Origin of the sequence: Sphingomonas caeni (assembly GCF_026013415.1) — a bacterium.
Lineage (GTDB): Bacteria > Pseudomonadota > Alphaproteobacteria > Sphingomonadales > Sphingomonadaceae > Sphingomonas > Sphingomonas caeni.
The window spans coordinates 86,571-112,642 of sequence record NZ_JAPDOK010000006.1 but is presented as its reverse complement, the minus strand read 5'-3'; the positions used below and the strand labels follow the sequence as shown (position 1 = coordinate 112,642).

The 26,072-nt window shown below is 66.7% G+C and carries 23 protein-coding genes; 11 read left to right on the top strand and 12 right to left on the bottom strand.

The window, feature by feature from the left end; translation table 11 throughout:
• Positions 1-4 precede the first annotated feature (4 nt).
• Positions 5-1,117, bottom strand: coding sequence for a 5-methyltetrahydropteroyltriglutamate--homocysteine S-methyltransferase (locus tag OF829_RS15380; RefSeq protein WP_264940987.1), 1,113 nt, complete (start codon positions 1,115-1,117; stop codon positions 5-7).
• Between the two features lie 156 nt (positions 1,118-1,273).
• On the opposite strand from OF829_RS15380, the gene OF829_RS15375 reads away from it, so the two are divergent.
• The 4 genes from OF829_RS15375 to OF829_RS15360 all read left to right on the top strand — a co-directional run bounded on the left by OF829_RS15375 (position 1,274) and on the right by OF829_RS15360 (position 7,174).
• On the top strand, positions 1,274-2,626 hold the full coding sequence (locus OF829_RS15375; RefSeq protein WP_264940986.1) for an MFS transporter: 1,353 nt from the start codon (positions 1,274-1,276) through the stop codon (positions 2,624-2,626).
• 47 nt (positions 2,627-2,673) lie between these two features.
• Positions 2,674-4,104: an aldehyde dehydrogenase gene (locus OF829_RS15370; RefSeq protein WP_264940985.1), complete on the top strand. Its 1,431-nt coding sequence runs from the start codon at positions 2,674-2,676 to the stop codon at positions 4,102-4,104.
• Positions 4,105-4,176: 72 nt separating this feature from the next.
• A complete protein-coding gene (locus OF829_RS15365) occupies positions 4,177-5,034 on the top strand; it encodes a p-hydroxycinnamoyl CoA hydratase/lyase (protein WP_264940984.1) in 858 nt (285 codons plus the stop codon).
• Between the two features lie 46 nt (positions 5,035-5,080).
• Positions 5,081-7,174 (top strand): acetate--CoA ligase family protein, encoded by a 2,094-nt coding sequence (locus OF829_RS15360; RefSeq protein WP_264940983.1) that lies wholly within the window; start codon positions 5,081-5,083, stop codon positions 7,172-7,174.
• On the opposite strand, the gene OF829_RS15355 is transcribed toward OF829_RS15360, so the two are convergent.
• A complete protein-coding gene (locus OF829_RS15355) occupies positions 7,117-7,308 on the bottom strand; it encodes a hypothetical protein (RefSeq protein ID WP_264940982.1) in 192 nt (63 codons plus the stop codon). The two genes, OF829_RS15360 and OF829_RS15355, sit on opposite strands and share 58 nt — an antisense overlap.
• A gap of 170 nt (positions 7,309-7,478) precedes the next feature.
• Here OF829_RS15355 and OF829_RS15350 point away from each other — a divergent pair, with 170 nt between their 5' ends.
• Positions 7,479-8,348 (top strand): methylenetetrahydrofolate reductase, encoded by an 870-nt coding sequence (locus OF829_RS15350; protein WP_264940981.1) that lies wholly within the window; start codon positions 7,479-7,481, stop codon positions 8,346-8,348.
• A gap of 40 nt (positions 8,349-8,388) precedes the next feature.
• On the opposite strand, the gene ligM is transcribed toward OF829_RS15350, so the two are convergent.
• Complete coding sequence (ligM, locus tag OF829_RS15345; RefSeq protein WP_264940980.1) at positions 8,389-9,798, bottom strand: vanillate/3-O-methylgallate O-demethylase; 1,410 nt, start codon at positions 9,796-9,798, stop codon at positions 8,389-8,391.
• A 136-nt stretch (positions 9,799-9,934) separates the two neighbouring features.
• Between ligM and purU the strand changes: the two genes are divergently transcribed.
• The 4 genes from purU (at position 9,935) to OF829_RS15325 (ending at position 12,939) form a co-directional block, all read left to right on the top strand.
• Positions 9,935-10,792: a formyltetrahydrofolate deformylase gene (gene purU / locus OF829_RS15340; protein ID WP_264940979.1), complete on the top strand. Its 858-nt coding sequence runs from the start codon at positions 9,935-9,937 to the stop codon at positions 10,790-10,792.
• A gap of 4 nt (positions 10,793-10,796) precedes the next feature.
• Entirely contained in the window at positions 10,797-11,657 is an 861-nt protein-coding gene (locus OF829_RS15335) for a bifunctional 5,10-methylenetetrahydrofolate dehydrogenase/5,10-methenyltetrahydrofolate cyclohydrolase (protein WP_264940978.1), read from the top strand.
• A complete protein-coding gene (locus OF829_RS15330) occupies positions 11,647-12,012 on the top strand; it encodes a dihydroneopterin aldolase (RefSeq protein ID WP_264940977.1) in 366 nt (121 codons plus the stop codon). The genes OF829_RS15335 and OF829_RS15330 overlap by 11 nt, the downstream gene beginning before the upstream one ends.
• Before the next feature lie 471 nt (positions 12,013-12,483).
• Positions 12,484-12,939 carry a MarR family winged helix-turn-helix transcriptional regulator gene (locus OF829_RS15325; RefSeq protein ID WP_264940976.1) on the top strand — a complete coding sequence of 152 codons (456 nt, stop codon included), beginning with the start codon at positions 12,484-12,486 and terminating at the stop codon, positions 12,937-12,939.
• Positions 12,940-12,942: 3 nt separating this feature from the next.
• Here OF829_RS15325 and OF829_RS15320 read toward each other — a convergent pair whose 3' ends face one another.
• The 7 genes from OF829_RS15320 to OF829_RS15290 all read right to left on the bottom strand — a co-directional run bounded on the left by OF829_RS15320 (position 12,943) and on the right by OF829_RS15290 (position 22,111).
• A complete protein-coding gene (locus OF829_RS15320; RefSeq protein ID WP_264940975.1) occupies positions 12,943-13,437 on the bottom strand; it encodes an aromatic-ring-hydroxylating dioxygenase subunit beta in 495 nt (164 codons plus the stop codon).
• On the bottom strand, positions 13,434-14,774 hold the full coding sequence (locus OF829_RS15315; protein WP_264940974.1) for an aromatic ring-hydroxylating oxygenase subunit alpha: 1,341 nt from the start codon (positions 14,772-14,774) through the stop codon (positions 13,434-13,436). The genes OF829_RS15320 and OF829_RS15315 overlap by 4 nt, the downstream gene beginning before the upstream one ends.
• A complete protein-coding gene (locus OF829_RS15310; RefSeq protein WP_264940973.1) occupies positions 14,771-16,075 on the bottom strand; it encodes a spinster family MFS transporter in 1,305 nt (434 codons plus the stop codon). The genes OF829_RS15315 and OF829_RS15310 overlap by 4 nt, the downstream gene beginning before the upstream one ends.
• Positions 16,072-17,700, bottom strand: coding sequence for a thiamine pyrophosphate-requiring protein (locus OF829_RS15305; RefSeq protein WP_264940972.1), 1,629 nt, complete (start codon positions 17,698-17,700; stop codon positions 16,072-16,074). The genes OF829_RS15310 and OF829_RS15305 overlap by 4 nt, the downstream gene beginning before the upstream one ends.
• Entirely contained in the window at positions 17,697-18,653 is a 957-nt protein-coding gene (locus OF829_RS15300) for a TauD/TfdA dioxygenase family protein (RefSeq protein WP_264940971.1), read from the bottom strand. The genes OF829_RS15305 and OF829_RS15300 overlap by 4 nt, the downstream gene beginning before the upstream one ends.
• Positions 18,654-18,732: 79 nt before the next feature.
• Entirely contained in the window at positions 18,733-21,186 is a 2,454-nt protein-coding gene (locus tag OF829_RS15295; RefSeq protein ID WP_264940970.1) for a TonB-dependent receptor, read from the bottom strand.
• Between the two features lie 154 nt (positions 21,187-21,340).
• Entirely contained in the window at positions 21,341-22,111 is a 771-nt protein-coding gene (locus tag OF829_RS15290; RefSeq protein ID WP_264940969.1) for an IclR family transcriptional regulator, read from the bottom strand.
• A 94-nt stretch (positions 22,112-22,205) separates the two neighbouring features.
• On the opposite strand from OF829_RS15290, the gene OF829_RS15285 reads away from it, so the two are divergent.
• Entirely contained in the window at positions 22,206-22,601 is a 396-nt protein-coding gene (locus OF829_RS15285) for a nuclear transport factor 2 family protein (protein WP_264940968.1), read from the top strand.
• Positions 22,598-23,971, top strand: coding sequence for a spinster family MFS transporter (locus OF829_RS15280; protein WP_264940967.1), 1,374 nt, complete (start codon positions 22,598-22,600; stop codon positions 23,969-23,971). The genes OF829_RS15285 and OF829_RS15280 overlap by 4 nt, the downstream gene beginning before the upstream one ends.
• Here the strand turns inward: OF829_RS15280 and OF829_RS15275 are convergent.
• Both OF829_RS15275 and OF829_RS15270 read right to left on the bottom strand, forming a co-directional pair.
• The gene (locus tag OF829_RS15275; protein WP_264940966.1) at positions 23,956-24,405 is read right to left on the bottom strand and encodes a DUF3237 domain-containing protein; all 450 of its coding nucleotides are present in this window, start codon (positions 24,403-24,405) and stop codon (positions 23,956-23,958) included. The two genes, OF829_RS15280 and OF829_RS15275, sit on opposite strands and share 16 nt — an antisense overlap.
• Entirely contained in the window at positions 24,402-26,069 is a 1,668-nt protein-coding gene (locus OF829_RS15270; protein WP_264940965.1) for a CocE/NonD family hydrolase, read from the bottom strand. The genes OF829_RS15275 and OF829_RS15270 overlap by 4 nt, the downstream gene beginning before the upstream one ends.
• Positions 26,070-26,072: the final 3 nt, after the last annotated feature.

The following is a 26,072-nucleotide window of genomic DNA, read 5'->3' as shown; positions in this document are numbered from 1 at the left end:
GCGCTCAGGCGTCGCCCCACACATCCTTCGCGACATCGAGCACCAGCTGGAGCTTGGCCGATTGCTGCTCCATCGCGATGTCGTTGCCGTGCACCGTCGACGAGAAGCCGCATTGCGGCGACAGCGCCATCTGGTCGAGCGGCATGAACGCCGCCGCTTCGTCGATCCGGCGCTTGACGTCGTCGGCGCTTTCCATGTCGGCGAGCTTGGTCGTCACCAGCCCGAGCACGACCGTCTTGCCGCCCGGCACGTGCCGCAGCGGCGCGAAATCGCCCGAGCGGGGATCGTCATATTCGAGGAAATAGCCGTCAACCTTCAACTCGTTGAACAGCACTTCGGCGACGGGTTCGTAGCCGCCCTCGGCCGCCCAGGACGAGCGGAAATTGCCGCGGCACAGATGGACGCAGACGGTCATGTCCTCGGGCCGGTCGCGGATCGAATCGTTGATGATGCGCGCGTAGAGCCGGGGCAGTTCGTCCGGGTCCATCCCGCGCTTGCGGGCGTTCTCGCGCTGGGTCGTATCGCACAGATAGGCGAGATTGGTGTCGTCGAGCTGGAGATAGCGGCACCCGGCATCGGCGAGGCTCGCGATTTCGGCGCGATAGGCCGCGGCCAGATCCTCGTAGAACGCCTCCAGATCGGGATAGGCGGTCGCGTCGATCGCGTCGCGCCCGCCGCGGAAGTGCAGCATCGTCGGCGACGGGATCGTCACCTTGGGCGTGCGCGACGTGCACGCGGCGAGATAGTCGAAATCGGCGCGCTGGATATCGCGGGCATGCGTCACCTTGCCGGTGATCTTCATGACCGGCGGCGCATATTCCAGCTCCTTGCCGCCATGCTGGTGGAACTTGACCTGCGTCCCGCCCGCCTCTTCGATCCCGTCGAGCTGGAGCAGGAAATCGGTGTGGAAATAGGTGCGCCGGAACTCGCCGTCGGTGATCCCCTGAAACCCCAGATCCTCCTGCATCGCCACCACATCGCGGATCGCGGCGTCCTCGGCGGCGCGCAGCGCGGCGGCATCGATCGTGCCCGCGCGATGCGCCGCACGCGCCTCGATCAGCGCCGCGGGCCGGAGGAAGCTGCCGACATGATCGGCACGGAATGGCGGCTTCGGCATTGCATTCTCCCGGGAATCAGAATTGTATGTAGTACATGCATTTTTGGCTTGCCTGGGGCAAGCCGGAGGATAAGCAGGAATCGGCCATTCGATCTGTTGTGCTATATAACAAACTGGCGCAGTGTCGGAAAAAATGAGCCGATGGGAGAGGGACATATGGGGCGCGATCCGCAGGCAATTCTCGACGCCGAGCCGATGTCGCGCGCACAATGGGCGACCGTTGCGGTGATGGTCGGGCTCAACGCGCTCGACGGGTTCGACGTGCTGTCGATCAGCTTCGCCTCACCCGGAATCGCCAAGGCCTGGGGCATCGATCGGGCCGCGCTGGGGCTGGTCCTGTCGATGGAATTGATCGGCATGGCGCTGGGCTCGCTCACGCTGGGCGGGGTCGCGGACCGTGTCGGCCGGCGTGCTACCATCCTGATGTGCCTGGTGGTGATGGCCGCGGGAATGACCGGCGCCGCCACGGCGGCCAATGTCGAAATCCTGTCGGGATGGCGCCTGCTGACCGGACTCGGCATCGGCGGGATGCTCGCGGCCACCAACGCCGCGGTCGCCGAAGCCGCGAATGCGCGTCACCGTTCGCTGTGCGTCGTGCTGATGGCCGCGGGTTACCCGGTCGGCACGATCGTCGGCGGATCGATCGCCGCAGTGCTGCTCGGCCATTATGGCTGGCAATCGGTCTTCGCGTTCGGAGCGATCGCCACTGCTTTGTTCATTCCGCTGGTCCTGCTGGCGGCCCCCGAATCGATCTCCTTCCTGATGCACAGGCGGCCGAAGAATGCGCTCGAGCGGATCAACCGCCTGCTGGCGCGGATGGGACATGCGCCCGCCGAGACGCTGCCCGACGTCGCGACCGCGCAGCGCAGCGTGCCGGTCGCCGCGCTGTTTTCGTCCGCGCACGCCCGCACCACGATCGTGCTGACCGCCGCCTATCTCGCACATATCATGACCTTCTATTTCATCCTGAAATGGATTCCGAAGATCGTCGTCGACATGGGCTATGCGCCCTCGGCGGCCGCAGGCGTGCTCGTCGCGGCGAGCGCGGGCGGGGCGACGGGATCGCTGTTACTGGGTTTGCTCACCGCGCGCGTGCGGCTGCTCGCGCTGACTGTCGTGGCGATGGTGGCGTCGGTGGCCCTGGTCACATTGTTCGGGCGCGGCGGATCGGATCTCGCGAGCCTGTCGAACATGCTGCTCGGGATCGAAATATCGAAGCTCGCAAGCCTGTCGATGGTCGCGGCGGCTGCTGGCTTCGCGACCAATGCCGGCGTCGTCGGCCTTTACGCCCTGCTCGCGCGCGGCTTCCCCACCGGCTTGCGCGCCACCGCGACAGGGTTCGTCATCGGCGTCGGGCGTGGCGGCTCGGCGCTGGCGCCGGCGCTGGCGGGCCTGTTGTTCGCGGCGGGCTATTCGCTGTCGCTGGTGGCGATCCTGATGAGCCTTGGCTCGGCGGTTGCGGCAATCGCGTTGCTCGCGCTGCGCAACCGACCGGTCGAGGCGCATTGACCGAACCAAGATTTAAGCTATAACGCATAACAATTCTGGAGAGCAGCATGGCTACCCTGACCGAAGACAAACCCGGCACGGCAACCTTTGAACGGCGCAATCCCGTGACCGGCGAAGTGGCCTCCACCATGCCCGCGGCAACCGTCGCGGATGCGAACGCCGCGTGCGAGGCTGCCGCCGCGGCTTTCCCGGCATGGTCGGCGATGGGCCCCAACGCCCGGCGCGCGCTGCTGAACAAGGCGGCGGTCGCCCTCGAGGCGCGCGTCGGCGATTTCGTCGAAGCGATGATGGGCGAAATCGGCGCGACCGAAGGCTGGGCGCGCTTCAACCTGATGCTCGCCACGGGCATGCTGCGCGAAGCCGCCGCGCTGACCACCCAGATCGGCGGCGAAGTCATTCCGTCGGACAAGCCCGGCTGCATCGCCATGGCGCTGCGCGAACCGGTGGGCGTGATGCTGGGGATCGCCCCCTGGAACGCGCCGATCATCCTCGGCGTACGTGCCGTCGCGGTGCCGCTCGCCTGCGGCAATACCGTGGTGCTCAAGGCGAGCGAGCAATGCCCGCGCACGCATGCGCTGATCGCCGAGGCCTTTGCCGAGGCCGGACTGCCCGAAGGCGCGGTCAGCATCGTCACCAACGCGCCGCAGGACGCCGCCGAGATCGTCGGCGCGCTGATCGACAATCCGCATGTCCGCCGCATCAACTTCACCGGATCGACGCATGTCGGCCGGATCATCGCGGTGCGCGCCGCGCAGCATCTCAAGCCCGTGCTGCTCGAACTGGGCGGCAAGGCGCCGCTGATCGTGCTCGAGGATGCCGATCTCGACGAGGCGGTGAAGGCCGCCGCGTTCGGCGCGTTCATGAACCAGGGCCAGATCTGCATGTCGACCGAGCGGATCATCGTCGTCGATGCGGTCGCCGACGCGTTCGCCGCCAAGTTCAAGGCCAAGGCCGCGTCGATGGCGGTCGGCGATCCGCGCGAGGGCAAGACCCCGCTCGGCGCGGTGGTGGATATCAAGACCAGCGACACGCTGCGCATGCTGGTCGCCGATGCCCTGGCCAAGGGCGCCGACCAGCTGGTCGGCGGCGAGGGCGACGGCGTGCTGATGCCCGCGCACGTCATCGACAAGGTCACGCCCGACATGAAGCTTTTCCGCGACGAGAGCTTCGGCCCCGTCGTCGGCATCATCCGCGCGCGCGACGAGGCGCATGCGGTCGAGCTCGCCAACGACACCGAATATGGCCTGTCGGCATCGGTGTTCACGCGCGACACCGCACGCGGGCTGCGCATCGCCAAGCAGATCAAATCCGGCATCTGCCACGTCAACGGGCCCACCGTGCACGACGAACCCCAGATGCCCTTCGGCGGCACCAAGGCCTCGGGATATGGCCGCTTCGGCGGCAAGGCCGGAATCGACAGCTTTACCGAACTGCGCTGGGTCACCATCGAGACCCAGCCGGGCCATTTTCCGATCTGAGCCGGGAGAGCCGGCGCCAACCTGCGCCGGCTCACCGAACCGGGCTCGCACAAAAGAGGAAGTCCAACCGGAATGACCGAACTGAGCAGCAACGGCGTCGTCGCTTATGACGTCGAGAACGGAATCGCATGGGTGCGCTTCAATCGTCCCGACAAGCGCAACTGCATGAGCCCGACGCTCAACCGCGACATGATGGAAGTGCTCGAAGCGCTCGAATTCCGCGACGATTTCGGCGTGCTGGTGCTCAGCGGCGAAGGTTCGGCCTGGTCGGCCGGAATGGACCTCAAGGAATATTTCCGCGAAAACGAGGCAAAGGGGCTGGCGGCGACGCGCAAGGCCCAGCGCGAGGCCTATGGCTGGTGGGAGCGGCTGCGCTGGTACCACAAGCCGACGATCGCGATGATCAATGGCTGGTGCTTCGGCGGCGGCTATGGGCCCCTGTTCGCCTGCGATCTCGCCTTCGCGGCCGAAGAGGCGCAGTTCGGTCTCTCCGAGATCAATTGGGGCATCCTGCCCGGCGGCGGCGCGTCCAAGGTCGCCGCGGAGCTGCTGCCGTTCCGCAAGGCGATGTATCACGCGATGATGGGCGAGAATCTGTCGGGTACGCAGGCCGCCGAATGGGGCCTGGTCAACGAAGCCGTGCCGCTGGACCGGCTCAAGGACCGCGTGACCGAGGTCGCCAGCGTCCTGCTGGGCAAGAATGCCGTCGCGCTCAAGGCGACCAAGGACGCGATCCGCCGCGTGCGCGAGATGACCTATGACAATGCCGAGGATTTCCTGATCCGCGCGCAGGAGGCCGCCAACAGCTTTGACGGCGAGGGGCGCAAGGAAGCGACGCGCCAGTTCATCGACGAGAAGAGCTTCAAGCCCGGGCTTGGCGCCTATGACAAGACCAAGGCCCCGCGCAAGACCGCCAAGGCCGGCGCCTGAACCTCGCCTCCTCCCCCCTGCCCCGGGGGGAGTCACGGAAAGCACGATGCCCGATATCGCCCGCCTGCTCACGCCCCGCTCCGTCGTCATCGTCGGCGCCTCTCCCACGCCGGGCGCGCTCGGCGCGTCGGTGCTCGCCAATCTGGAGCGGCATCGCTTCGCGGGCGATATCCATCTGATCAATCCCAAGCGCGACACGATCGGCGATCGGCCCTGCCTCAAATCGATCGAGGAGCTGCCGTTCGGCGTCGATGCGGCGGTGCTGGCGATCCCCGGCCCCGCGGTCGTCCCGGCGCTCCATGCGCTCGCAGCGCGCGGGGTCGGCGCAGCAGTACTCTTCGCCGCGGGCTTCGCCGAGGGGGGTGAGGAAGGCCTTGCCGCACAGGCCGAGATCGCCCGCATCGCCGCCGAGCATGACATGGTGATCGAGGGGCCGAACTGCCTCGGCCTGGTCAATTATGTCGATGGCATCCCGCTGACCTTTGTCGAGACTCCCGCGGCCCGGCTGGACGGCGCCCCCGGCATCGGCATCGTCTCGCAATCGGGCGCGATGGCGGTGGTGCTCGGCACGATCCTGATGGCGAAGCAGCTCGGCATCTCGATCTCGGTCTCGACCGGGAATGAGGCCGCGAGCGGCGCGGAGGATTATGTCGAGCATCTGATTGGCGAGCCGAACACGCGGGTGATCGGCATGATCGTCGAGCAGTTCCGCAACCCGGCCCGTTTCCTCGCGCTCGCCAATCGTGCGCGCGCCGCCGGCAAGACGATCGTGCTGCTCCACCCCGGCAAGTCCGCCGCCGCGCGCGAATCCGCCGCGACGCATACCGGCGCCATGGCCGGCGACTGGGACGTCATGCGCGTCATGGTCGAGCGCGCGGGCGTGGTGCTGGTCGATAGCCTGGAGGAGCTGGGCGACGTGCTCGACATCGCCCTGCGCGCAAGGCCCGTGGGTTGCGGCGGCACCGCAGTGCTCGCCGAGTCCGGCGCCTTCAAGGCGCTGACGCTCGATCTGTGCGAAGCGATCGGATTGGCGCTGCCCGCGCTCGCCGATGCCACGGTCGCCGCGATGCGCGAGGCGCTGCCCGACTTCATCCCGGTATCCAACCCGATGGACCTGACCGCGCAGGCGCTGGTCGATCCGGACCTATACCGCCGCACGCTCGCGCCCTTGCTGGCCGACGAAGCAATCGCCGCCGTGGTCCTCGCGATCATTCAGACCGACCAGGCGACCGCCGCGCGCAAATTCCCCCCGATCATCGACGCGATCCGCGGCCTCGCGCCGGACAAACCCGTGATCTTCGCCGGGCTGGACGAAGGCGCCGAGTTCGATCCGGCCTATATCGCCGACCTCCGCGCCCTGGGCGTCCCCTATTTCCCCTCAGCCGACCGCGCCTTCCGCGCGCTGCGCCAGCTTTCGAGCCGGGCGGAGCGCGACGTCGCCGCAAGCCCGCTGACACCCCATAGGCTGGACTCGCTGCCCTCAGGCATCATCCCCGAATATCGCGCGAAGCAATTGCTTGGCCCAGCCGGGATACCTTTCCCCGCTGGCGTGCTCGCCCGGTCGGTCGGCGAGGCGCAGGCGATCGCCGCCCGCATCGGCTATCCGGTGGTGCTCAAGGCCCAGGCTTCGGCGCTGTCGCACAAGAGCGACGCCGGCGGCGTGATCCTGGGCCTGGGCGATGCCGATGAACTGGCTGAGGGCTGGGACCGGCTCCATGCCAACATCGCGGCGCATGCCCCCGGCCTCGCGCTCGACGGGGTGCTGGTCGAGGCGATGGGCGCCCGCGGGACCGAACTGATCGTCGGCGCGCGCAACGATCCCGATTGGGGGCCGGTGATCCTGATCGGGTTCGGCGGGGTGCAGGCCGAACTGCTCAAGGACGTCCGCCTGCTGCCGCACGACCTCACCCATGCCGCGGTCCTCGCCGAGTTGCGCGCGCTCAAGGGCGCGGCGTTGCTCGAGGGGTTCCGCGGATCGCCGCCGCTCGATATCGATGCGGTCGCCGATCTGGTGTGCGGGCTCGGCGCGGTGCTGGCGGGGAACCCGGCGATCCGCGAGATCGATCTCAACCCGGTGATCGCCTATCCGCGCGGCGAGGGCGTGGTCGCGCTCGATGCGCTGATGCTCGTCAAGGGCTGAACGGGACCGGGCTCCAAAAGCGTCGCGCAAGCGTCGATCACCTGCTGCGCCTCGTCGCAATGATCGCGCCACGACGCGACCGATCCCGTGCGGCTTGCGGCGATCGCCGCGGCGATCCGTTCCACCATCGTCATCCGCGCTCTCCTTGCCCCCGGAGCATATCCGCGGCCCGCACCGGCGCAACATAAAAATACGCAACACCTACTAATTCGATATCGGAAACGGGACTCCATATCGCCAGAATTGCTGGCTTCGTTGGATCGATATATGTATGCATTACATACAATATCGATGGGAGGCGAATATGGCAGCTGCGGCGATGCGGGATTCACCGGGAGCAACCGCCGCGGGGGCGGCGCTGCTGCAGGGGCACTCGATCGAGATCACCGCGAAGGATCAGTTTCAGCTCGATCTCCTGCAGGGCCGGATTCCCCCCGCAACCCCGATCGCGATCACCTTTCTGCCCGGGGAAGACTTCGACTCGCGCGTCACCGCCGCGCGCCGCGTGCGCGAGGCCGGCTTCACTCCGGTCCCCCACATTTCGGCGCGGCGCATCCATGCCGAGGCCGAACTGGAGAATTTCCTCGAGGCACTGGTGGACACCGCATCGGTCGATCGCGTCTTCGTCGTCGCAGGCGACCTGCCCCAGCCCACGGGCCCGTTCGAGGATGCGCTGGCGGTGATCCGGTCGGGACTGCTCGCGCGCTACGGGATCGAGCAGGTCGGCATCGCGGGCTATCCCGAAGGGCATCCCGCCATTTCCCGCGAAGCGCTCGACAAGGCGCTGTTCGACAAGCTCGAGGCGCTGCGAGCGGCAGGGCATGAAAGCTGGATCGCGACCCAGTTCGGGTTCGATGCCGATCCGGTGCTGGCATGGCTCGCCAATATCCGGGCGCGCGGAGTCGATGCCGATGTGCGGATCGGCGTCGCCGGGCCGGCCAGCGTCAAGGCGCTGTTGCGCTTCGCCGCGCGATGCGGCGTCGGCGTATCGGCCAAGGTCATGGCGAAATATGGCCTGTCGATCACCCAGCTGCTGGGCAGCGCCGGGCCCGGGCCGTTGATCGACGCGCTGACGGACGGGCTGGACCCGCGGGTCCATGGCGACGTCCGGCTCCATTTCTATCCCTTCGGCGGGCTTGAAAAGACCGCCGAATGGATCGCGGCCCGCCTTTGAGATTGGGGGGAGAGCGGCAAGCGCCGCCCTCCCCGCAGCCTCACGCCTCGGCCTTGGCCGTGCGCCAGCCCTGATGATAGGTTTCGCGCGCGACGCGCGAATAGGGCACCGGACTCACCACCGCGCGGACCTCGATCTGCTGGTGCGGCTCGACCGTGGTCTTGCGCGATCCGCCACCCGGCTCGCCCCACACCACCCGGAGCTCGGTGCCGACCGGGATTTCGGGATCGATCGTCGCCAGGCTCAGCGCGGTCTTCTCGTTATAGCTATAGCCGGTGAACATCGACACGCCGACGGTGCGCCCCCCGGCATCGACGACGCGGTCATAGTTGGACGAGGCATAGTTGGCGAGCGGCAGATCGAAGAACTTGTACTGCGCGCCGTCGGGATCGAACAGCGACGCGAAGATCTTGGTCATGTCCTCGCCGTTCCACGCCAGCGTGACCTTGCGGCGCTGGCTGTCCTTGTCGAGCGATTCGAGCGCCTCGCGGCCGTGGAAATCATGGTCGAACTTGACGAACGGGCCATAGCCCAGCTCGTACGGGGTCAGATAATAATCCTCGATCCGGTCGGAGACGAAGCTGCCGCCGATGCCGCCGGTGGCCTCGTAGCTGTCGGCGCCGAGCCATTCGCGATAGGGCTTGAGCTTCTCGCCGGTATAGATCGCCGGCAGCGGCGAGGGGATCCAGCCGCTTTCCAGCGTGTTCGACGGATAGGCGCGGCTGCCGCACGGCACGATGCCGAATTCCTTGCCCGCCTCGAGGATCGCCGCGCGGATTTCCTCCTGCTCGTCATAGGGGCCCCAGATTTCGAGGCCCGGCGCGCCCGACATGCCGTGGCGCAGCGTGCGCACCTTGCGGCCGGCGATGTTCATCTCGCTCATGTTGAAGAATTTGAGCTGTTCGAGCGGGCCGCCATGCAGCTTTTCGATGATCGCCCAGGCATTGGGGCCCTGGATCTGGAAGCGCCAGTTGATCCGCCGCACCGGCTTTCCCATCGGGCGCGACGGGCTGCGGTCGTCCTTGACGATTTGGACATTGTAGCCGCCGGTCTCGGCATGGAACATCAGCCAGTTCGCGGCCGGCGCGCGACCGACATAGACGAATTCCTCCTCGGCCAGCCAGAACAGGATGCCGTCGCCGATGACATGGCCATAGGGCGTGGTCGGCACATATTGCTTGGCCTTGTTGACCCCGAAGCCCTTCATCGAATTGACCGCGGTGTCGCTGATCAGCCTGAGCGCGTCCGGGCCGGTGATGAACAGATCGACCATATGGTGCGACTGATCGAACAGCACGGCGCTGTGCTGCCACGCCCATTGCTCGGACCGCCAATTGTGGAATTCGGGCGCGACGACCGGATAGACATAGGCGCCGATCTGCGAATTGCGGAGCATCTCCACCGGATTGCCGGCGGCGCTCAGCACCTGTTCCAGATTGCTTGCTGACATACTGCGATTCCTCTCCTCGACATTCAGGGCGTAAGCCGCTGCCACGCGGCGCTTGCCCCTTTCTATGCGCGGCGATAATGGTATGCAATACATACAATATCAAACGCCCCGGTGCGGGCGGGGAGAGAGTGACGAGATGACCCGAATCGCCCATATCCTCACGCTGTCATGCGCGGATCAGCCCGGGCTGGTCGCGGGAATCGCCGGCCAGCTGTTCGAAGGCGGCGGCAACATCCTCGAGGCGCAGCAGTTCGACGATCTCGAAACCGGCCGCTTCTTCATGCGGATCCTGTTCGACGCCGCGCCCGATGCCGGCGAGGCGATCCGCGCGCGCATCGCCGATGCCGCGCAGCGCTATGCGATGACCTGGCGGATGCGCGAACGCGATCGGCGCACCCGCGTGCTCCTGCTGGTCTCGCGGATGGACCATTGCCTGGGCGACCTGCTCTATCGCACGCGCATCGGCGAGCTGCCGATGGACGTGGTGGGCATCGTCTCCAATCACCCGCGCTCGGCGCTCAACGTCTCGTTGATCGGCGACATCCCGTTCCACCATCTGCCGATCACCCGCGACACCAAGCCCCAGCAGGAGGCGCAGATCAAGGCGCTGGTCGACGAAACCGGCGCCGAGCTGGTGGTGCTCGCGCGCTACATGCAGATCCTGTCGGACGACCTCGCGACTTTCCTTTCGGGCCGCTGCATCAACATCCACCACAGCTTCCTGCCGGGCTTCAAGGGCGCCAAGCCCTATCATCAGGCGCATGCGCGCGGAGTGAAGATGATCGGCGCGACCGCCCATTATGTCACCGCCGATCTCGATGAGGGTCCGATCATCGTGCAGGACGTTGAGGCGGTGAGCCATGTCGATACGCCCGAGGACATGGTCCGCAAGGGCCGCGACATCGAGCGCCGGGTGCTGGCGCGCGCGATCCGCTATCAGCTCGAGGACCGCGTCCTGCTGAACGATACCAAGACCGTCATCTTCACGGGCTGATCCGATGGCGGCGATGATAGACGGCAAGGCGCTGGCGGAGCGCGTGACGCGCGAAGCGGCGATGCGGGCGGCGGCGCTGGCATCCGAGCGCGGGATCGTGCCCGGGCTCGCGGTGATCCTGATCGGCGACGATCCGGCCAGCCGCATCTATGTCGATCGCAAGCTCAGCCAGGCGGGCAAGGCGGGAGTGCGCTCGTTCGAGCATCGCCTCCCCGCCGATACCCCCGAAGCCGCGCTGCTGCGGCTGATCGCGGCGTGCAACGCCGATCCCGCGATCCACGGCATCCTCGTCCAGCTCCCGCTGCCGCCCCAGATCGATTCGGCGCGCGTGCTCGATGCGATCGATCCGGCCAAGGACGTCGACGGGTTTCACCCGGTCAATGTCGGGCGGCTCTCGACTGGCACCGGCGGGCTGGTGCCGTGCACGCCGCTCGGTTGCATGCGGCTGCTGGAAACCGTGATCGAGGATTTTCGCGGGCTGAAGGCGGTGGTGATCGGCAAATCGAACATCGTCGGCAAGCCGGTGGCGCTGCTGCTGCTCGAACGCGAATGCACCGTCACCGTCACCCATATCCTGACCCGCGGCCTGCCGGCGATCGCGCGCACGGCGGACATATTGGTGGCCGCCGCGGGCAGCCCCGGGCTGGTCGAGGGCAGCTGGATCAAGCCGGGCGCGGTGGTGATCGATGTCGGCATCAACCGCGTCACCGGGGTCGATGGCCGCGCGCGGATCGTGGGCGATGTCGCGCGCGAGGGCGTGGATCATGCCGCGGCGATCACCCCGGTCCCCGGCGGGGTGGGCCCGATGACCATCGCCTGTTTGCTGACCAACACCGTGCGCGCGGCCGAACGCCATGGCGCCTGAGGACGATGCGACGGTGGAGGTCACCGTCTCTGCGCTCCAGGTCGCGGCGGACATCGGCGTCTATTCTCACGAGCATGGCCGCGCCCAGCCGCTGCTGGTGGACGTGGCCGTGCGGATCACCGCGCCCACCGCGGATCGGCTGGAGCAAAGCATCGACTATCAGCGCATCGCCGACGACGCCCATGCGCTCGCCCTCGATCGCACCGCGCTGATCGAAACCTATGCGATGCGGCTGGCGCAGCGCTGCCTGGCGCATCCCCGCGCCATGGCCGTCGAAGTCCGGGTGTCCAAGGCCGGCACGCTGCGCGGCGGGCTCGCGGGAACGCGCGTGGTGCTCACGCGGGCACCGGGTTAGGTCCACTTCCCCTTGCAAAGTAGGATTTCGCCTGCTTGGCTCGCTACCCCTCTCCCGCTTTCGCGGGAGAGGGAGGGGCCCATGCAAAGCATGGGAGGGTGAGGGTCTTCTTCCAGGCGATTGCACGAGACGCGCGTGAAAGAAGAAGACCTTCCTCAACCCCTCCCGCGAAAGCGGGAGGGGCTCAAGAACCCCGGCCGCTCTTTGACCCTGTCGATCCGCACAACCCGTGCGAGGCGCGTTTCCCCGGAAACCGCGCGGCGGAAAACATGCGCATCAGTGTAACCTTGGTGTTACCTTTCATATGCTGGAACGCGTTGAACCACCGTTTTCGCCTAACTTTCGCCTAACCTTCCACATGCTGGGACGGTCCTGTCCGGTGCACCAATTGAGTCCGGACCCGATACTGGACGACGTCCCCACAATCGCGCAGGACGGTCCGGCGGCCGATATGAACGACAGGGGACGAAGTTGACGCAACCGGGCGAAACGCCGCCCAGCGACGATGGCGGCATCGGCGCGATCGGCGACATTCTGGGGTTCCACATCCGGCTGGCGCATGGCGCGGTCTATCGCCACTTCATGGAGACGTTCGAGCATCTCGGGCTCACCCAGAAACAGGTCTCGGTGCTGTGGCTGGTCGACGATCATCCCGGCATCGCCCAGGCCGAACTCTCCCGGCGGCTGCAGATGGACCGGGCCACGGTGATGGCGATCGTCAACCGGCTGCAGGCCCGCGACTTTCTGGAGCGCGGCGAATCGACCGAGGATCGCCGCCGCCAGACCCTGACCCTGCGCCCCGCGGGCAAGACGGCGCTCGCGCAGGCGCGCGAGGCGGTGGTGGAACATGAAAACTGGCTCAAGGGGCGCTTCAACAAGCGCGAACTCAAGCAGTTGATCGGGCTGCTCACCCGCATCCACGGCTGAAACTCAGACCGAGTAGAAATCGACGACCGCGGGAATCATGTCGTTGAGCAGCAGGATCTTCTTGCCCGCGATCCGCCACGCGCCGTCCTCGCGCCGCAACCGGTGGTGGTAACGGCCGAAAAAGGCATGGCTGCGCCCCGCGCGGACATCGTGCAGATGCACCACGAAGCTGGCGGCGGTTTCCGCGGTCTCGCTGTCGCTGCGGACCACCATGACGTTGCTGATGCAATGGACACAGCGCGGGCGCGGCTTCGACGCGACCGATTGCCCCGATCGCGCGCGGACCACGCGATCCTCCAGCCCGGTCCGGCCCTCATAATAGATCAGCGAAAGCTCGCTGTCCGGGTCGGCGGTCGGAGTCTCCTCTTCGCGCCAGGCGGGCATCCAGAACACCGCATCCTCGGTGTAGAGATCCAGCCAGTCATCCCAGAGCCCGTCATCGAGCAGCGCAGCCTCGCGGTAGAGCAGTTCCTCGGCCTCGGCGCGGGTCAGGGTCATGGCAACAGCGGCCCCAGCCGGCGCGCCCATTCGCGGTAATAGGCGTGGTAGAGCGTCTCGTCGCACAGCTGCGAATCCGCAAGCACGCTGCGCGCCGGGGCCGCGCCGATCGCGTCGGACAGCATGTTGCCGCCCTCGCGGCTCGCGGTCATGCCGCGCGCATAGCCCTGCAGCCAGGGATCGACCCGGCTCGCATGGCCGCGCTGGCAGCTTTCATAGATGATGGTGTCGTCGGGCGTCGCCATGCCCGAGGGATTGAAGAAATCCTCATATTGCCGGATTCGCTGCCGCCGCGCCGCGCCGCTCTCGCCCTTCGGCGCGATGCACCAGGTGCGCATCAGCGTGCGCCCCGGCGCGATCGGCTGGATCACCCGCAACTGGCTCGAGGCGTTCTCGGCGATCTGGAGGTTGGGGAAGATCGTCAGGTTGCGCATGTTGAACACCCAGTCGCGCCCCGCTCCCCCATGCCGCGCGCCGATCGCCTCGGCGCTTTCATGCAGCGGATGCGACTCCGCATCGCCGATCCGGCCCCAGTTGAGCACATGCCCGTGATCGAAGCTGTAGCTGCCGCCCTGCACGCCCTCGGCCTCTTCGCGCCACGCCTGCGATTCGGCCCAGACCGACCGCACCGCAACCGCGCCCTCGCCGCGCTGCCGCCGCTCCATGATCTTGATGTAGGACGGGTGCGTCGAGGTGAAATGATAGGCGTCGGAGCAGTTTTCGAGCTGGAGCTTCCAGTTGGCGTCATAGGTGAATGTGACCGCGCCGGGGACCAGCTCGATCCCCGCCTCGGGCTGGCCGACGACCAGATCGAGGAAGCGCGCAGCTTCGCCGAGATGTTCGGCGAGCGGCGGGACATCGGCGGCCAGGCTGCCGAACAGGAAACCGGCATGTTCGGCGAAATGCGGCAGCGCGGCGAGATCGTGGCTGTCCCGGTCGAAGCCCTCGGCATAGCAGCCGGCGCGCTGCCACTTGATCCCGCGGTTCCGGCCCGCGCTGTCGAAGGTCCAGCTGTGATAGGGGCAGACGAGGAGCCGCGAATTGCCCTGTTGCGTCTGCGCGACCTGCGCGCCCTTGTGCGGGCAGGAATTGACGAAGGCGCGCAACTGCCCCTCGCCGTCGCGCATCACCAGGATCGGGACGTTCCCGGCACGCGTCGTGAAGAAATCATGCGCGGCGGGGGCCTGCGATGCGAGACCGATGAACACCCAGCCACCCTCGAAGATGTGGCGCATCTCCAGATCGAACAGCTCGGGCTCGCGAAAGATCGCGCGATTGACGCGGAAAACACCCTCGGCGGGACGATCGTCGATCAGCCAGGAAAGATCGGTCGTCACGCCACACCGTCTCCGGGTTCGGCGCTCCCTTCCGACACGACGGCGTCAGCATAGAGCGCGGCGGCGCGCCAGAAACATAGCGCGGCCAGCACCGGTGTAACCGCGATCATCAGCATCGAATAGCGGATGGCTTCGTCGCCGAAGCGATCCTTGAGCAGATCGTTGATCACGCCCACCGCGCTCGGCCCCAATGCGTTGCCGATCAGGCTGGCGCCGAGCAGCACCAGCGAAATGGCGAGCGCGCGGCGGCGCGGCCCGACGATGTTCACCACCGCGGCGAAGATCGGGGCCTGGTGGATCAGGGTGAAGAAGCTGCTGATCGCAAAGCCGCCCACCCAGGTCTCATAGCTGGTGCCCAGCAGGAACAGCGCCTCCGCCGGCCCGGCGAGGAAACAGGCGATCGCGGGAATCCCGATGCGCCAGAAGACGCGGTCCTTCGGCAGCCGGTCGATCAGCGCGCCGCCGATCAGGATCCCCGCGATCCCGATCAGCCCGCGCGTCGGGCCGACGATATTGGCGACCTCGCTCACCGAAAGATGATGGACCCGTGCGAAGAAGGTCGGCGTCCAGGCGCCCGCGGCCCAGACATTCGCCCCCATCAGCGTCACCCCCGCGAAGATCCAGGCGAAGCAGCGGTTGGCGAACAGAGCGGCGAGATCGCCCCAGAGCGAACGCGCAAGCGACAGCCGGGCCGGCGGCGGCGAAGTGCGCTCGGGCTCCCTGACGGTCAGCATCATCAGCAGCGCCAGCACGACGCCGGGAAGCCCCATCGCCACGAACATCGCCCGCCAGCCATGATGCTGCGCGATCCACCCCGCGAGCGGGAACAGCGCGACATAGGCGAGCGGGGCGGCGGTGCCGAAGATGGCGAGCGCGAGCGGGCGGCGCTCGGGCTTGAACAGATCGGCGATGATCGAGTTGGACGGCGCCATCCCGCACGCCTCACCCGCGCCCATCAGCAGCCGCACCGCGCCGAGCTGCCAGATGGTCGAGACATAGCCGGTCAGCGCGGTCATCGCGCTCCAGAAGGCCAGGCCCGCGGCGATGATGTTCCGCCGGTTCACCCGGTCCGCCAGCCAGGCGATCGGGATGCCGAGCGTCGAATAGAAGAGGATGAAGGCGAGGCCCGACACCAGCCCGAGCACGGTATCGGACGAGCCCAGCTCGGCCTTGATCGCCGGCAGGGCGAGCCCGAGCAGCGAGCGATCGAGATAGTTGAAGATCGAAACGAGCGTGAGCACGACCAGCGGCCAGGTCGCCGACCAGGGCCAGGGCGACCGCGCTGCGTCCCCGCCGCTCACAGCCGGGATGCCCTTGTTTCCTGCGCGGTGATGAATTCGAGCAGCGCGGGCTGGCCGGCCTCGGTCGCCGCGATCCCGCGCAGGATCGCGGGCACGATCTGGTCGGGGGTGGTGATGCGCTCGCCATAGCCGCCCATCGCCCGCGCGAACGCGGCATAATCGCCCGAAATATCGGTCGCGCGGAAGCGTTCGGTCGCGACCGGCATGATCGGCAGCTCGATCGCCATCGCCGAATTGTTGAGCAGGATCGACAGGATCGGCAGGCGCTCGCGCACGGCAGTCTCGAAATCCATTCCGGTGAACCCGATCGCCGCGTCGCCCCACACATTGATGCAGAGCTTGTCGGGGCAAGCGAGCTTCGCGCCCATCGCGAGCCCGAGACCATAGCCGAGCTGAGTCGATTTGCCCCAGCCGATATAGCTGAGCGGCGCCCGGGTCTTCCAATAGGGCGTCAACTGGTCGCGCGGCGAGCCCGCGTCATGCGTGATGATCGTGTTCGCGACATCCACCGTGCGCTGCAGGTCCCACAGCACGCGATACGGGCTGAGCGGGGCATCGTCGCTTTCGAGCAGCGGCAGCCAGTTGGCGAGCCATTGCGCCTCGATCTCGGCGATCTCCGCCGCGACCGGCGCGGGATCGCGCGGCGCGGTCAGCCGCTCGCGGCAGGCCGCGATCAGCATGGCGAGCGTCAGCTGCGCGTCGCCGATCAGCGCATCGATGCACGGCACGCCCTTGTTGAGATCCGCCGGATCGAGCGTCGCATGGACGATCTTCGCGCCCGCCGGCATCGACACGCCGAACGCGGTCTCCGAAAAACTGCAGCCGATGCCGAGGATCAGATCGGCCCGGTCGAGGAAGTGACGCAACTGGCCGGGGATCGCCGCGCCGCCCGAGCCGAGCGCGAGCGGATGCGTCTCGTCGAACGCACTCTTGCCCTCGAGGCTGGTCGAAACCGGCGCGGCGAGCAGCTCCGCCAGCGTCCGCAATTCGTCATAGGCCTCGGCCCAGTGCACGCCTTGCCCGGCATGGATGACGAGCCGCTTCGCCGCGATCAGGCGATCGGCGACGCGCGCCACCGCTTCGGGATCGGGCGCCGAGCGCGTCGTGATGACCGGCGTGTAATTCAGCGGCTCGGGCACTTCCTCGTCGAGCACATCCCATGGCATCTCGACCAGCGCTGGGCGCAGCCGCCCATTGCGCAATGCCGTGAAGGCCCGCCGCAGGATCGCCGGCGTCTCCGCCGCGAGCAGGATCGGCTCGGCGGTCTTGGTGATATCGCGCATCGAGATGCAGGCGTTGTAATTGTCCGGCACATGCGCGAGCCGGCGCGCATAGCCCTGCGGCAGCACCAGGACCGGCACGCTCTCCGAATAGGCCTGGGCGACGCCACCATAGGCGTTTTCGGTGCCGGGCCCGTGCTGCATCGCGAACACCCCCATCCGGCGGCCGCGCGACAGACGCGAGAAGGCGTCGGCCATGTGCAGCCCGGTGCGTTCCTGGCGGACGATCACGGTCCGGATGCCGATCCCCGCCGCCTGCTCGAGCACGGCGTTGCGCGGGTAACCGAAAATGACGTCGATGCCCTCGAGCTTGAGGATTTCGGCAATCGCCCTGCCGACCTTCATGACCCGGTGACATCCCCGGGGCCGAGCGGGCGCTCGCCGACAACGGTGGTGCGGATCAGGTGGCGGCGCTCATATTTGAAATCATGGATGCCGCGGTGAAGCGTGAAGCGATTGTCCCAGACGATCAGCGTATCCTTCTGCCACTTCACCCGGCAGTGATAATGGAGGTGCTGGGCCAGGCTCTGGAGATAGGCGAGCAGCGCGCGGCTCTCCTCCTCGCTCCAGCCGACGAAGCGCTTGAAATAGGCGGTGGTCGCGAACAGCGCCTTGCGTCCGGTCACCGGATGCGTGCGCACCGCCGGATGGATATTCTCGAGCTGGTCCTCGGTGAAATCATGGCTCTCGCGCAGCCGCAGCCTCTTGTCGGGGGCGAGCTTCTCGTTCTTCGACCAGATATCCTTGCCCGAATAGACGACCTGAAGCCCGTCGAGCAGCGTCTTCATGCCGGCCGAGAGATTCTCGTAGACCAGATAGGCGTTCGAAAACGCCGTATCCCCGCCCCATTGCGGCACCTCCAGCGCGCGCATCACGATGCATTTGGGCGGGTGCAGCAGGAACGGGCTGTCGGTGTGGAAATGCTCGAACGAGGGCACGACATTTTCGGGTTCATGCGCTTCGCGGCGCACCTCCTGCATGTCGCGATGGCCGGCGTAGATCGGCGCCTGGGGTAGTTCGGTCAGCTCGCCGAAATGCCGGGAAAATGCCTTGTGCTGCTCGGGCGTCAGATCCTGATCGCGGAACAGGATGACGAGGAAATGCTCGAACGCCTTCATGATCTCGGCGAGCACTTCGGGATCGAGATCCTCGCGCAGATCGACACCGCTGATCTCGCATCCGCAGGCTCCCGAGATGGGGGTGACGCCGATGCGGCGAAACTCGGGCATCGGCAGCCCTGCGACGATCGGTTGCCCCGCAGGGGTCTTGGCTTCGACGAGATTCAACGGACTGGCCACAAGGGGCTCCTAGCAAAACGGCCCGGCGAGTTACCCGGAGGCGGCGGACCTGCCGCCTCCGGCATCCTCCCCAGGATGATCAGAAGCGGCGTTTCAGCGTCACCGCCCAGGTGCGCGGTTCGCCGGGCGAGCCCTGGATCGAGTTGGTCGAGCCGCGATTGTCGAAGATGTCGCTGTAGTAGAGCTCGTTGGTCGCATTGCGGACTTCGCCCGAAAGCTCCCAGTCGTTGCCCGGCGCGGCATAGCTGAGCCGGAGATTGACGAGGGTGCGGCCCGGCACGAGGCCGAAAATGTCCTTTCCTCCCGTCGCGGCGTCGACATTGTTCGAGTTGCGGTTGAAGGCATCCTCATGCGCGATGTCGATGCGGGGCGTCAGCGTGCCCGACGAGCCGAGGTCGATCTGATACTGGCCGCTGATGCTCCACTGCCAGGGCGAGATATACACGCCCTTGTCCTCGAGCCCGATCCCCGAGCTGGCCGCGATCGCGCTGATCGAGGTGTATTTGAAGTCGAGATAGGCAAGCGAGGCGTCGATCGACAGTCCGTGCACCGGATGAAGCGAGAGTTCGGCCTCGAACCCCTTCACATCGGCGGTTCCGGCGTTGAGCGGCAGCGCGCACGGCGCGACCGGCGCAAACGGGCAGCTCGAAACCGAGACCAGGATATTGTCGTATTTGTTGATGAACGCCGACCCGTTCAGCCGAACCGCGCGGCCGAACAGATCGCTCTTGAAGCCCACTTCATAGGCGACCAGCGTTTCCGGATCGTGCGGCAGCGCCTGCGCCGGGAAGAAGGGACGCGGATTGATGCCGCCGCCCTTGAAGCCGGTCGAGACCTGACCATAGACCATGAGCGCGCTGCTCGGGCGGAACTGCACGGCGCCGCGATAATCGAAACGATCGCCGGCATATTTGCCCACCAGCCCGTTGAGCGGCGCCAGCGACGCCGGGACGGCACCGCCCGACGACGAGCCGGGCACGCCGAGGCGGCCATAGATGAAGCTCTTGGTCTGATCGGTGTAGCGCAGCCCGCCGACCAGCGTCACCTGCGGGACCGGCGTCAGCTCGACATTGATGAAGCCCGCCTTGGTCCGCGCGGGCACCGAATTGTCCTCGATGAAGTTGAGCGTGGTCAGCGTGACGCGCGAGCGGTTGCGGCTGCGCTTGTCGAAATAGAAGCCCCCGACCGTGACGTTCAAAATGTCGCCGATCGCCGCCGACAGGCGGATTTCCTGGCTGAACTGGCGGTTGAAGATCGAATTGGCCTGGATCGTCGGGCTCAGCGGCGAACCGTCGCCCGAAGTGTAGGTGCCGTCGAACTTGCGATAGGCAGTGATCGAGGTCAGGCTGACATTGTCGGCCAGCTCGACCTGGATCGTGCCCGACAGGCCCCAGCTGTTGATCGCGGCCTTGTTCGGCGCCTGCCACGGTGCGGACCCGTCGCGCGGGGCGAGATCCGTGTTGTTCTCATAGTTGGTGTAGGCACTGTGGCTGAAGGTGTCCTGCGCGAAGTTGCCGTAGGGCGAATAGCTGATGAACGGCGAACCGGTCGAAGTGCCGTAAATATTGCCGTTCAGCGTATAGGCCGCCGCCGCGGGCGTGGCGACACCGGTGAGCATCGCGCCGGGGACGGCATTGCGGCCGACATAGAGCAAGGTCGTCGGCCCGTCCTCGCTCTCGTCGCGGGTGACGTCGCCCGCGATATCGACCGTGACGCGCGACGAAGGCTGCCAGCGGACCGCGAGGCGGCCGGCGACATAATCCTTGCCGCCCTGGGTACCCAGTTCGCAGCCATTGCCGGTCACCGAGCTCGGCACGGTCGAGCCGGGATGGGTGCAGGCATAATCGAGCCGCGTGACATAGCCGTCCTTGTGGACGCCCGCCGCCGACAGGCGGACGAACAGTTGCTCGGGCACGAGCGTGATGTTGGTCGCGCCGCGGATCTCGACGCGGTTGTAGCTGCCATAGGTGGCCGACAGATAGCCGTCGTTGCTGCCGTCCGGCTTCTTCGAATAGAGCTTGACCGCGCCGCCGATCGAATTCTGGCCGGCCAGCGTACCCTGCGGACCGCGCAGGATTTCCACGCGCTCCAGATCGAGCAGGTTGAGCATCGATCCGTGCAGCGTCGGCAGATAGACGTCATCGACATAGATGCCGACGCCAGGCTCGAGCGCGAAGGTGGTGTCGCGCTGGCCGACGCCGCGGATATAGGCGACGACCGACGGACCATAGGTGGCCGACGCCTGCCGCAGCGTCACATTCGGCGCATAGCCGCCGAGATCCGCGACGGTGATCTGCCCGCGCTGCTCCAGCGTCTCGCCGCTCATCGCGGTGATCGCGATCGGAACGTCCTGAAGCTTCTGCCCGCGAAACTGCGCGGTGACGACGATATCGTCCTTCGACTGCACGTCGCTGTCAGCGTTTCCGGTGGTTGCGCCATCGTTCTGCGCGGCGGCTGGCGCCGCAATCCCAAGCGTGCCCGCAATCGCGACGAGCGAAGCGGCGGCGTACAAGCGGCTAATTCCCAGCCTCATCATCATCCTCCCCAAAATGCTGCCCGCTCTTGTCCGGTTGCAGCCTCGGAGCTATGAGAGATGTTGATCAATCAACTGTCAAGCGCCTTCCGGATTACGGAACCGGTATTCCGCATAATGGAATTCCGGGCACCACTCCGCCCGCGTCTCCAGCTCAGCTGTGCGATATGGCGGCCATCTCGCTGAGCTTGAGCGCGGCCTCGCGGACCACCAGTGCCAGGTCATCTTCCAGGTGAAGTTGATAGCGTTTGGACGGCATCGTCACGCCCATGCAGCCCAATATCTGCCGGTTTGCGTCAAATATCGGGGCGGCAATACCGGCGATGTCATAGCGTGGATCATAATAGCGGGCGAAGCCGCGTTCGCGAACCAGTGCGAGTTCTTCATGCATCTTGGCGCGCGTCGAGCGCGGCCGTCCGGTGAGCGGGCCCACCTTACATTCGCGCAGCACGACTTCAATTTCGCCGTCGGAGAGAAAAGCCAGGATCGCATGGCCGAGCGACCCCCAGGGAAGCGAAATCTCGACCCCGCGTTCTACCGCGAAGCGGAGCGGATGCGGCGTCACGACCACGTCCGCGATCGTCGCGGTGCGCGAAATCGGGCTGTAGACGCATAGCACCGCGGTTTCGTGCCATTGCGAGACGAGCGTTTCGAGGAACGGGCGCGCGCTGCGCACCAGATCGAATCCGGCGACCAGTTGTGATGCGAGTCGGTGAAGTTCGCGGCCTGGCCGATAGCTCTGGCCCACGCCGCGTTCGACAAATCCGGCGCGCAGCAGCACCTGGAGGAGGCGGTGCACCGAGCTGACCGGGAGGCCCGCGCGCTCCGCCAGCTCACCAAGCGAAAACTGGGGAGCCCCCCCCGCGATCAGCTTCAGCAGGTAAACAAGCCTGTCGCCTGCGCCGCGCGGTGCTTTCGATGCCATTCGCCCCAATTCTGATGTTGATAAATCAACCATACTGCCCGATGGTGGCTGAAACAAGATCGGGAGGATGCGCCGCACTATGTCGCATGCGGATATGTTTGAGCAATATATCGCGGCATTCAACGCAGGCGACGCCGAAGCTTATGCCCGTTTCTACGCGCCGGACATAAGATTTCGGAACGGCGCCGGCGCCGAACTGACGGGCCCCGCCGCGATCATCGACTATTACCAGTCGCTCAAGGACTCCCTGTCGCGCACGATCGAGGTGAAGGCGCTTGCCCATGGCGAGCGTGCGTTCGCCGCGGCGCTGGCCTCCCGCTTCACCATCCTCGCCGACGGGGTCCGCTTCGCCGGCGAACTGCTGGGGCGCGGCGACCAGGTCCATCTCGAAAGCATCGCCCTCTACGAGCTCGAAGACGGCCGTTTCACCCGGATCGAAGCCACCACGCTGACGCGCCGTATCGCGCGTCATGGAGACCCAAGCCCATGAACACTCCCGCAGAGCAACCGGCGAGCGCCCCCCCGCATCGCACCCGCGTCATGGTGTTCATGCTGTTCGTCGTGTGCTCGCTGAACTTCGCGGATCGCGCGGTGTTCTCGGCGCTGGCGCAGACGATCAAGGCCGATCTGCACCTGACCGATCTCGAGCTCGGGCTGCTCCAGGGGCTGGTGTTCGCGCTGCTCTATGCGCTGGTCGGGTTACCGATCGGCCTGCTCGCCGAACGTTTCTCGCGAAAGCGGATCGTCGCCCTCGCGACGGCGATCTGGTCGGCGGCGACGATCGGCACGGGCTTTGCGGGCAATTTCGTCCAGCTTGCCGCGAACCGCCTGATCGTCGGGATGGGCGAAGCCGGGTTCACGCCCTGCGCCGCATCGATGGTGGGCGATGTCACCCCGCGCAACAAACGGGCATCAACCATGTCGCTGGTGCTGCTCGGCACCCCGGTCGGCATCTTCGCCGGGGCGACGCTGGCCGGGCAGATCGCCGCGAGCTGGGGCTGGCGCGCGGCGTTCGTTGCGTTCGGCGTTCCGGGCCTGATCATGGCCGCACTGTTCCTGCTGTTCGTCCAGGAGCCGCGCCGCGGGATGATCGACAATGCCGGGGCGGCGCCCGAACCGGCGCCTCCGATCGGCACCTTCCTCGCCACCGTTATCGGCAACCGGCCTTTGGTCTGGGTGATCGCGGGCGGGAGCCTTGCCGGGTTCGGCATGACCTCGATCTCGCAATTCCTCGCGGTGTTCCTCGCGCGCAGCCACGATCTGGGCATCCGCGAAGCCGCCGCGGCGTTCGGCTCGGTTTCGGGGATCTCGATCGCGTTCGGATTGCTCGTCGGCAGCTTCGGCACCGACTATCTCTCGCGCCGCGATCCGCGCTGGCCGGCATGGGGCGCGGCGATCGGCCTGATCTGCGCGCCGCCCATCTACCTGGCCGCCTTTCATGCCGAGTCGCTGACGACGGCGATCGTGCTGCTGCTCGTCGCCGGATCCTTCCTGCTGATGTTCTTCGGGCCCACCGCCGGCATGATCCAGAACCTGCTGCCCCCGCGGATGCGCGCCAGCGGCGTGGCGCTCTATACCCTGCTCTACACGCTGATCGGATCGGGCCTCGGCCCGGTCTTTGTCGGGGGGATGAGCGACGTCTTCGCCGCACAGGCCTATCCCGGCAACTATCTCACCGATTGCCCCCATGGGCTCGCACCCGGGGGCGCGCTTGCCGAGCGGGTAGCGGCATGCGCGGGAGCCTCGGCCTCCGGGCTGCAGATGGCGCTGTCGCTCTCGGTGCTGTCCTTCTTCGTCGCGGCGGGCTGCTTCCTGCTAGCCGCGACGGGGCTGAAACACAAAGCTCAGACCAGCGCGTAATAGCGGAACAGCGAGCGGTCGGGATCGGTCAGCCGCTCGCCCCCGCCGACGATCACGGTGCGCGACAGCCAGTCGTGCGGGCCGGCGGGAACGCGGAAATAGGGGGTAAGCCGGAAATAGGACGGCTTCGCCTCGCCCGGCGCGGCGCGGATCAGATAGCCGCGATTCTGGATATAGATTTTGGTCCCGTCATCGGCCTCGAGCAGATAATGGGCGCTGAGTTCGATCGTGCCGTCGTCGCGGACCAGCGCGTAGTCGGCCCCGCTGTGCGGAACGACGATCCCCGAAAGCCGGGGGCCGCTGATCGTGCCGCCGATCGCCGGGGTATAGCCTTGGCTGCCGCCACCGGGGAGCGGCCCGAAGATCGCGCGGTCGGCGCCGAACAGCACTTCGATGTCGAACACATGTTTCAGGCGGCAATTGGCGGGGCTCATGGCCGGCCCTCCCTGGGCGGGATGAACGGAAGCAGGATCGACGAATCGAAGCCGCCGCCGGTGCGGATGACATGCGTGCCCGCATTGCGGGTCTGCTGGTGCATCGGAAAGGGCAGCATCACGCCTTCCTCGCGGCGATAGATGTCCGCCCCGGCGACGATCAGCCGCAGCGTCTCACCCGCCGCGAAGCGCGCCGAAAAGGGCCAGATCTCGATCTCGACCGGCACGCATTCGCCGGACGACAACCGTTCCTCATGCATGTGCAGATGCACCGGCATCTCGGGGCGCGACCGCGCCGGATCGAGCGCGCGGTGGCTGACGCGCTGCCAGCCGAGAGCGATGGGCCCGTTCTCGTAAAAGGCATAGAAAGTGAAGCCGACATGCTCGCCCGCGGCATCGATCTTCTGCAGCGCGACGAACAGGTCGATATCGTCACTCCCCTCCGCCTCGACCCACAGGCGCAGGCTGGCATGGCCGGTGATCTCGGTCTCCGCGTCGAAGCGAAGGTCGAACGCCGCGCTTCCCGTTTCCGCCGGATAGCGCAGCTCCGCCGCGCCCGGCGCTTCGGCGACCAGCGCCCCGGTGGCCGCGTCAAGCGCGAACCGGCGATAGTCGGTGCGTGCGGGCGGCCATTCCTGCTCGGCGCGCTCCTCCGCGACCCCGTGGCGCTCGCGCACCTCGATCCGGACTTTGGGCCAGGCAGGCAGCGACGTCGGCCGGTCGCGCAGATAGTGATCGAAAAAGCTGAGCTGACGCTTGCGGCTTTCGGGCCGGTAATAATGCGCCCATTTCTTCTGGCCATGGACCTCGAGCCATTTCTCGGCGGAGCCCATCCGCCGCCACGCCTCGATCGTGCCGCGCAGATGCAGCCCCTGGTCGGACCAGCTGGCGACGACATAGGCCGGCTGGCGGATCGCCTCGAGATCGAATTCCTTCGAATGCCAGTATTCGTCGATCAACGGGTGCGCAGTGATGTTCGCCCAACTGTCTTCGGTCCGGTTCAGCGACCATTGGATATTGTCGCACGCGCGCGGCAGGAAGCTCGTTTCCAATATGCCGCCATGATAGGCGAATTCGCGATACCAGTCGGAGAAGCCCTCCCACGGGTTGAGCGCGGCGAGCGGCCCGGGGCGCAGCGGCGCGACCAGATACTGGATGCCCGCCAGATAGGAGACGCCGCTCATCCCGACGCGACCGTTGGACCAGGGCAGCCGCCCCAGCCATTCGATCGCGTCGGCGCAATCCTCGGCCTCCTGGATGCCGTTATGGTGGAAATCTCCGCCAGAGAGCCAGGCGCCGCGCGGATCGACGACCGCGACGGCGTAGCCCTGTTCGCCCCACCAGACCGGATCGGGCGCCTCGAACGCCGTCAGGTCCGACAGCCATTCGGGATCGACCCCGGATCGCGGCCAGAACACCCGGTTGGTCAACGCATGCTTGCCGTATGGGCCCCACGCCAGCAGCATCGGCACCCCCGACGAGGTGTTTTCGGGCCGGTAGAGGTCGCAGAACAACTCGACCCCGTCGCGTAGCGGGATGCGGCAATTGCGCTCGATCACCAGCCCGCGTTCGATGCGGCGATCCGGGTCCGCGGGGGGCAGCGGCGGCTTGGTCGGGTGGGTGTGCGGGTCGGTTCCCGCGCGCATCAGCGGCTGGAAACGCATGAC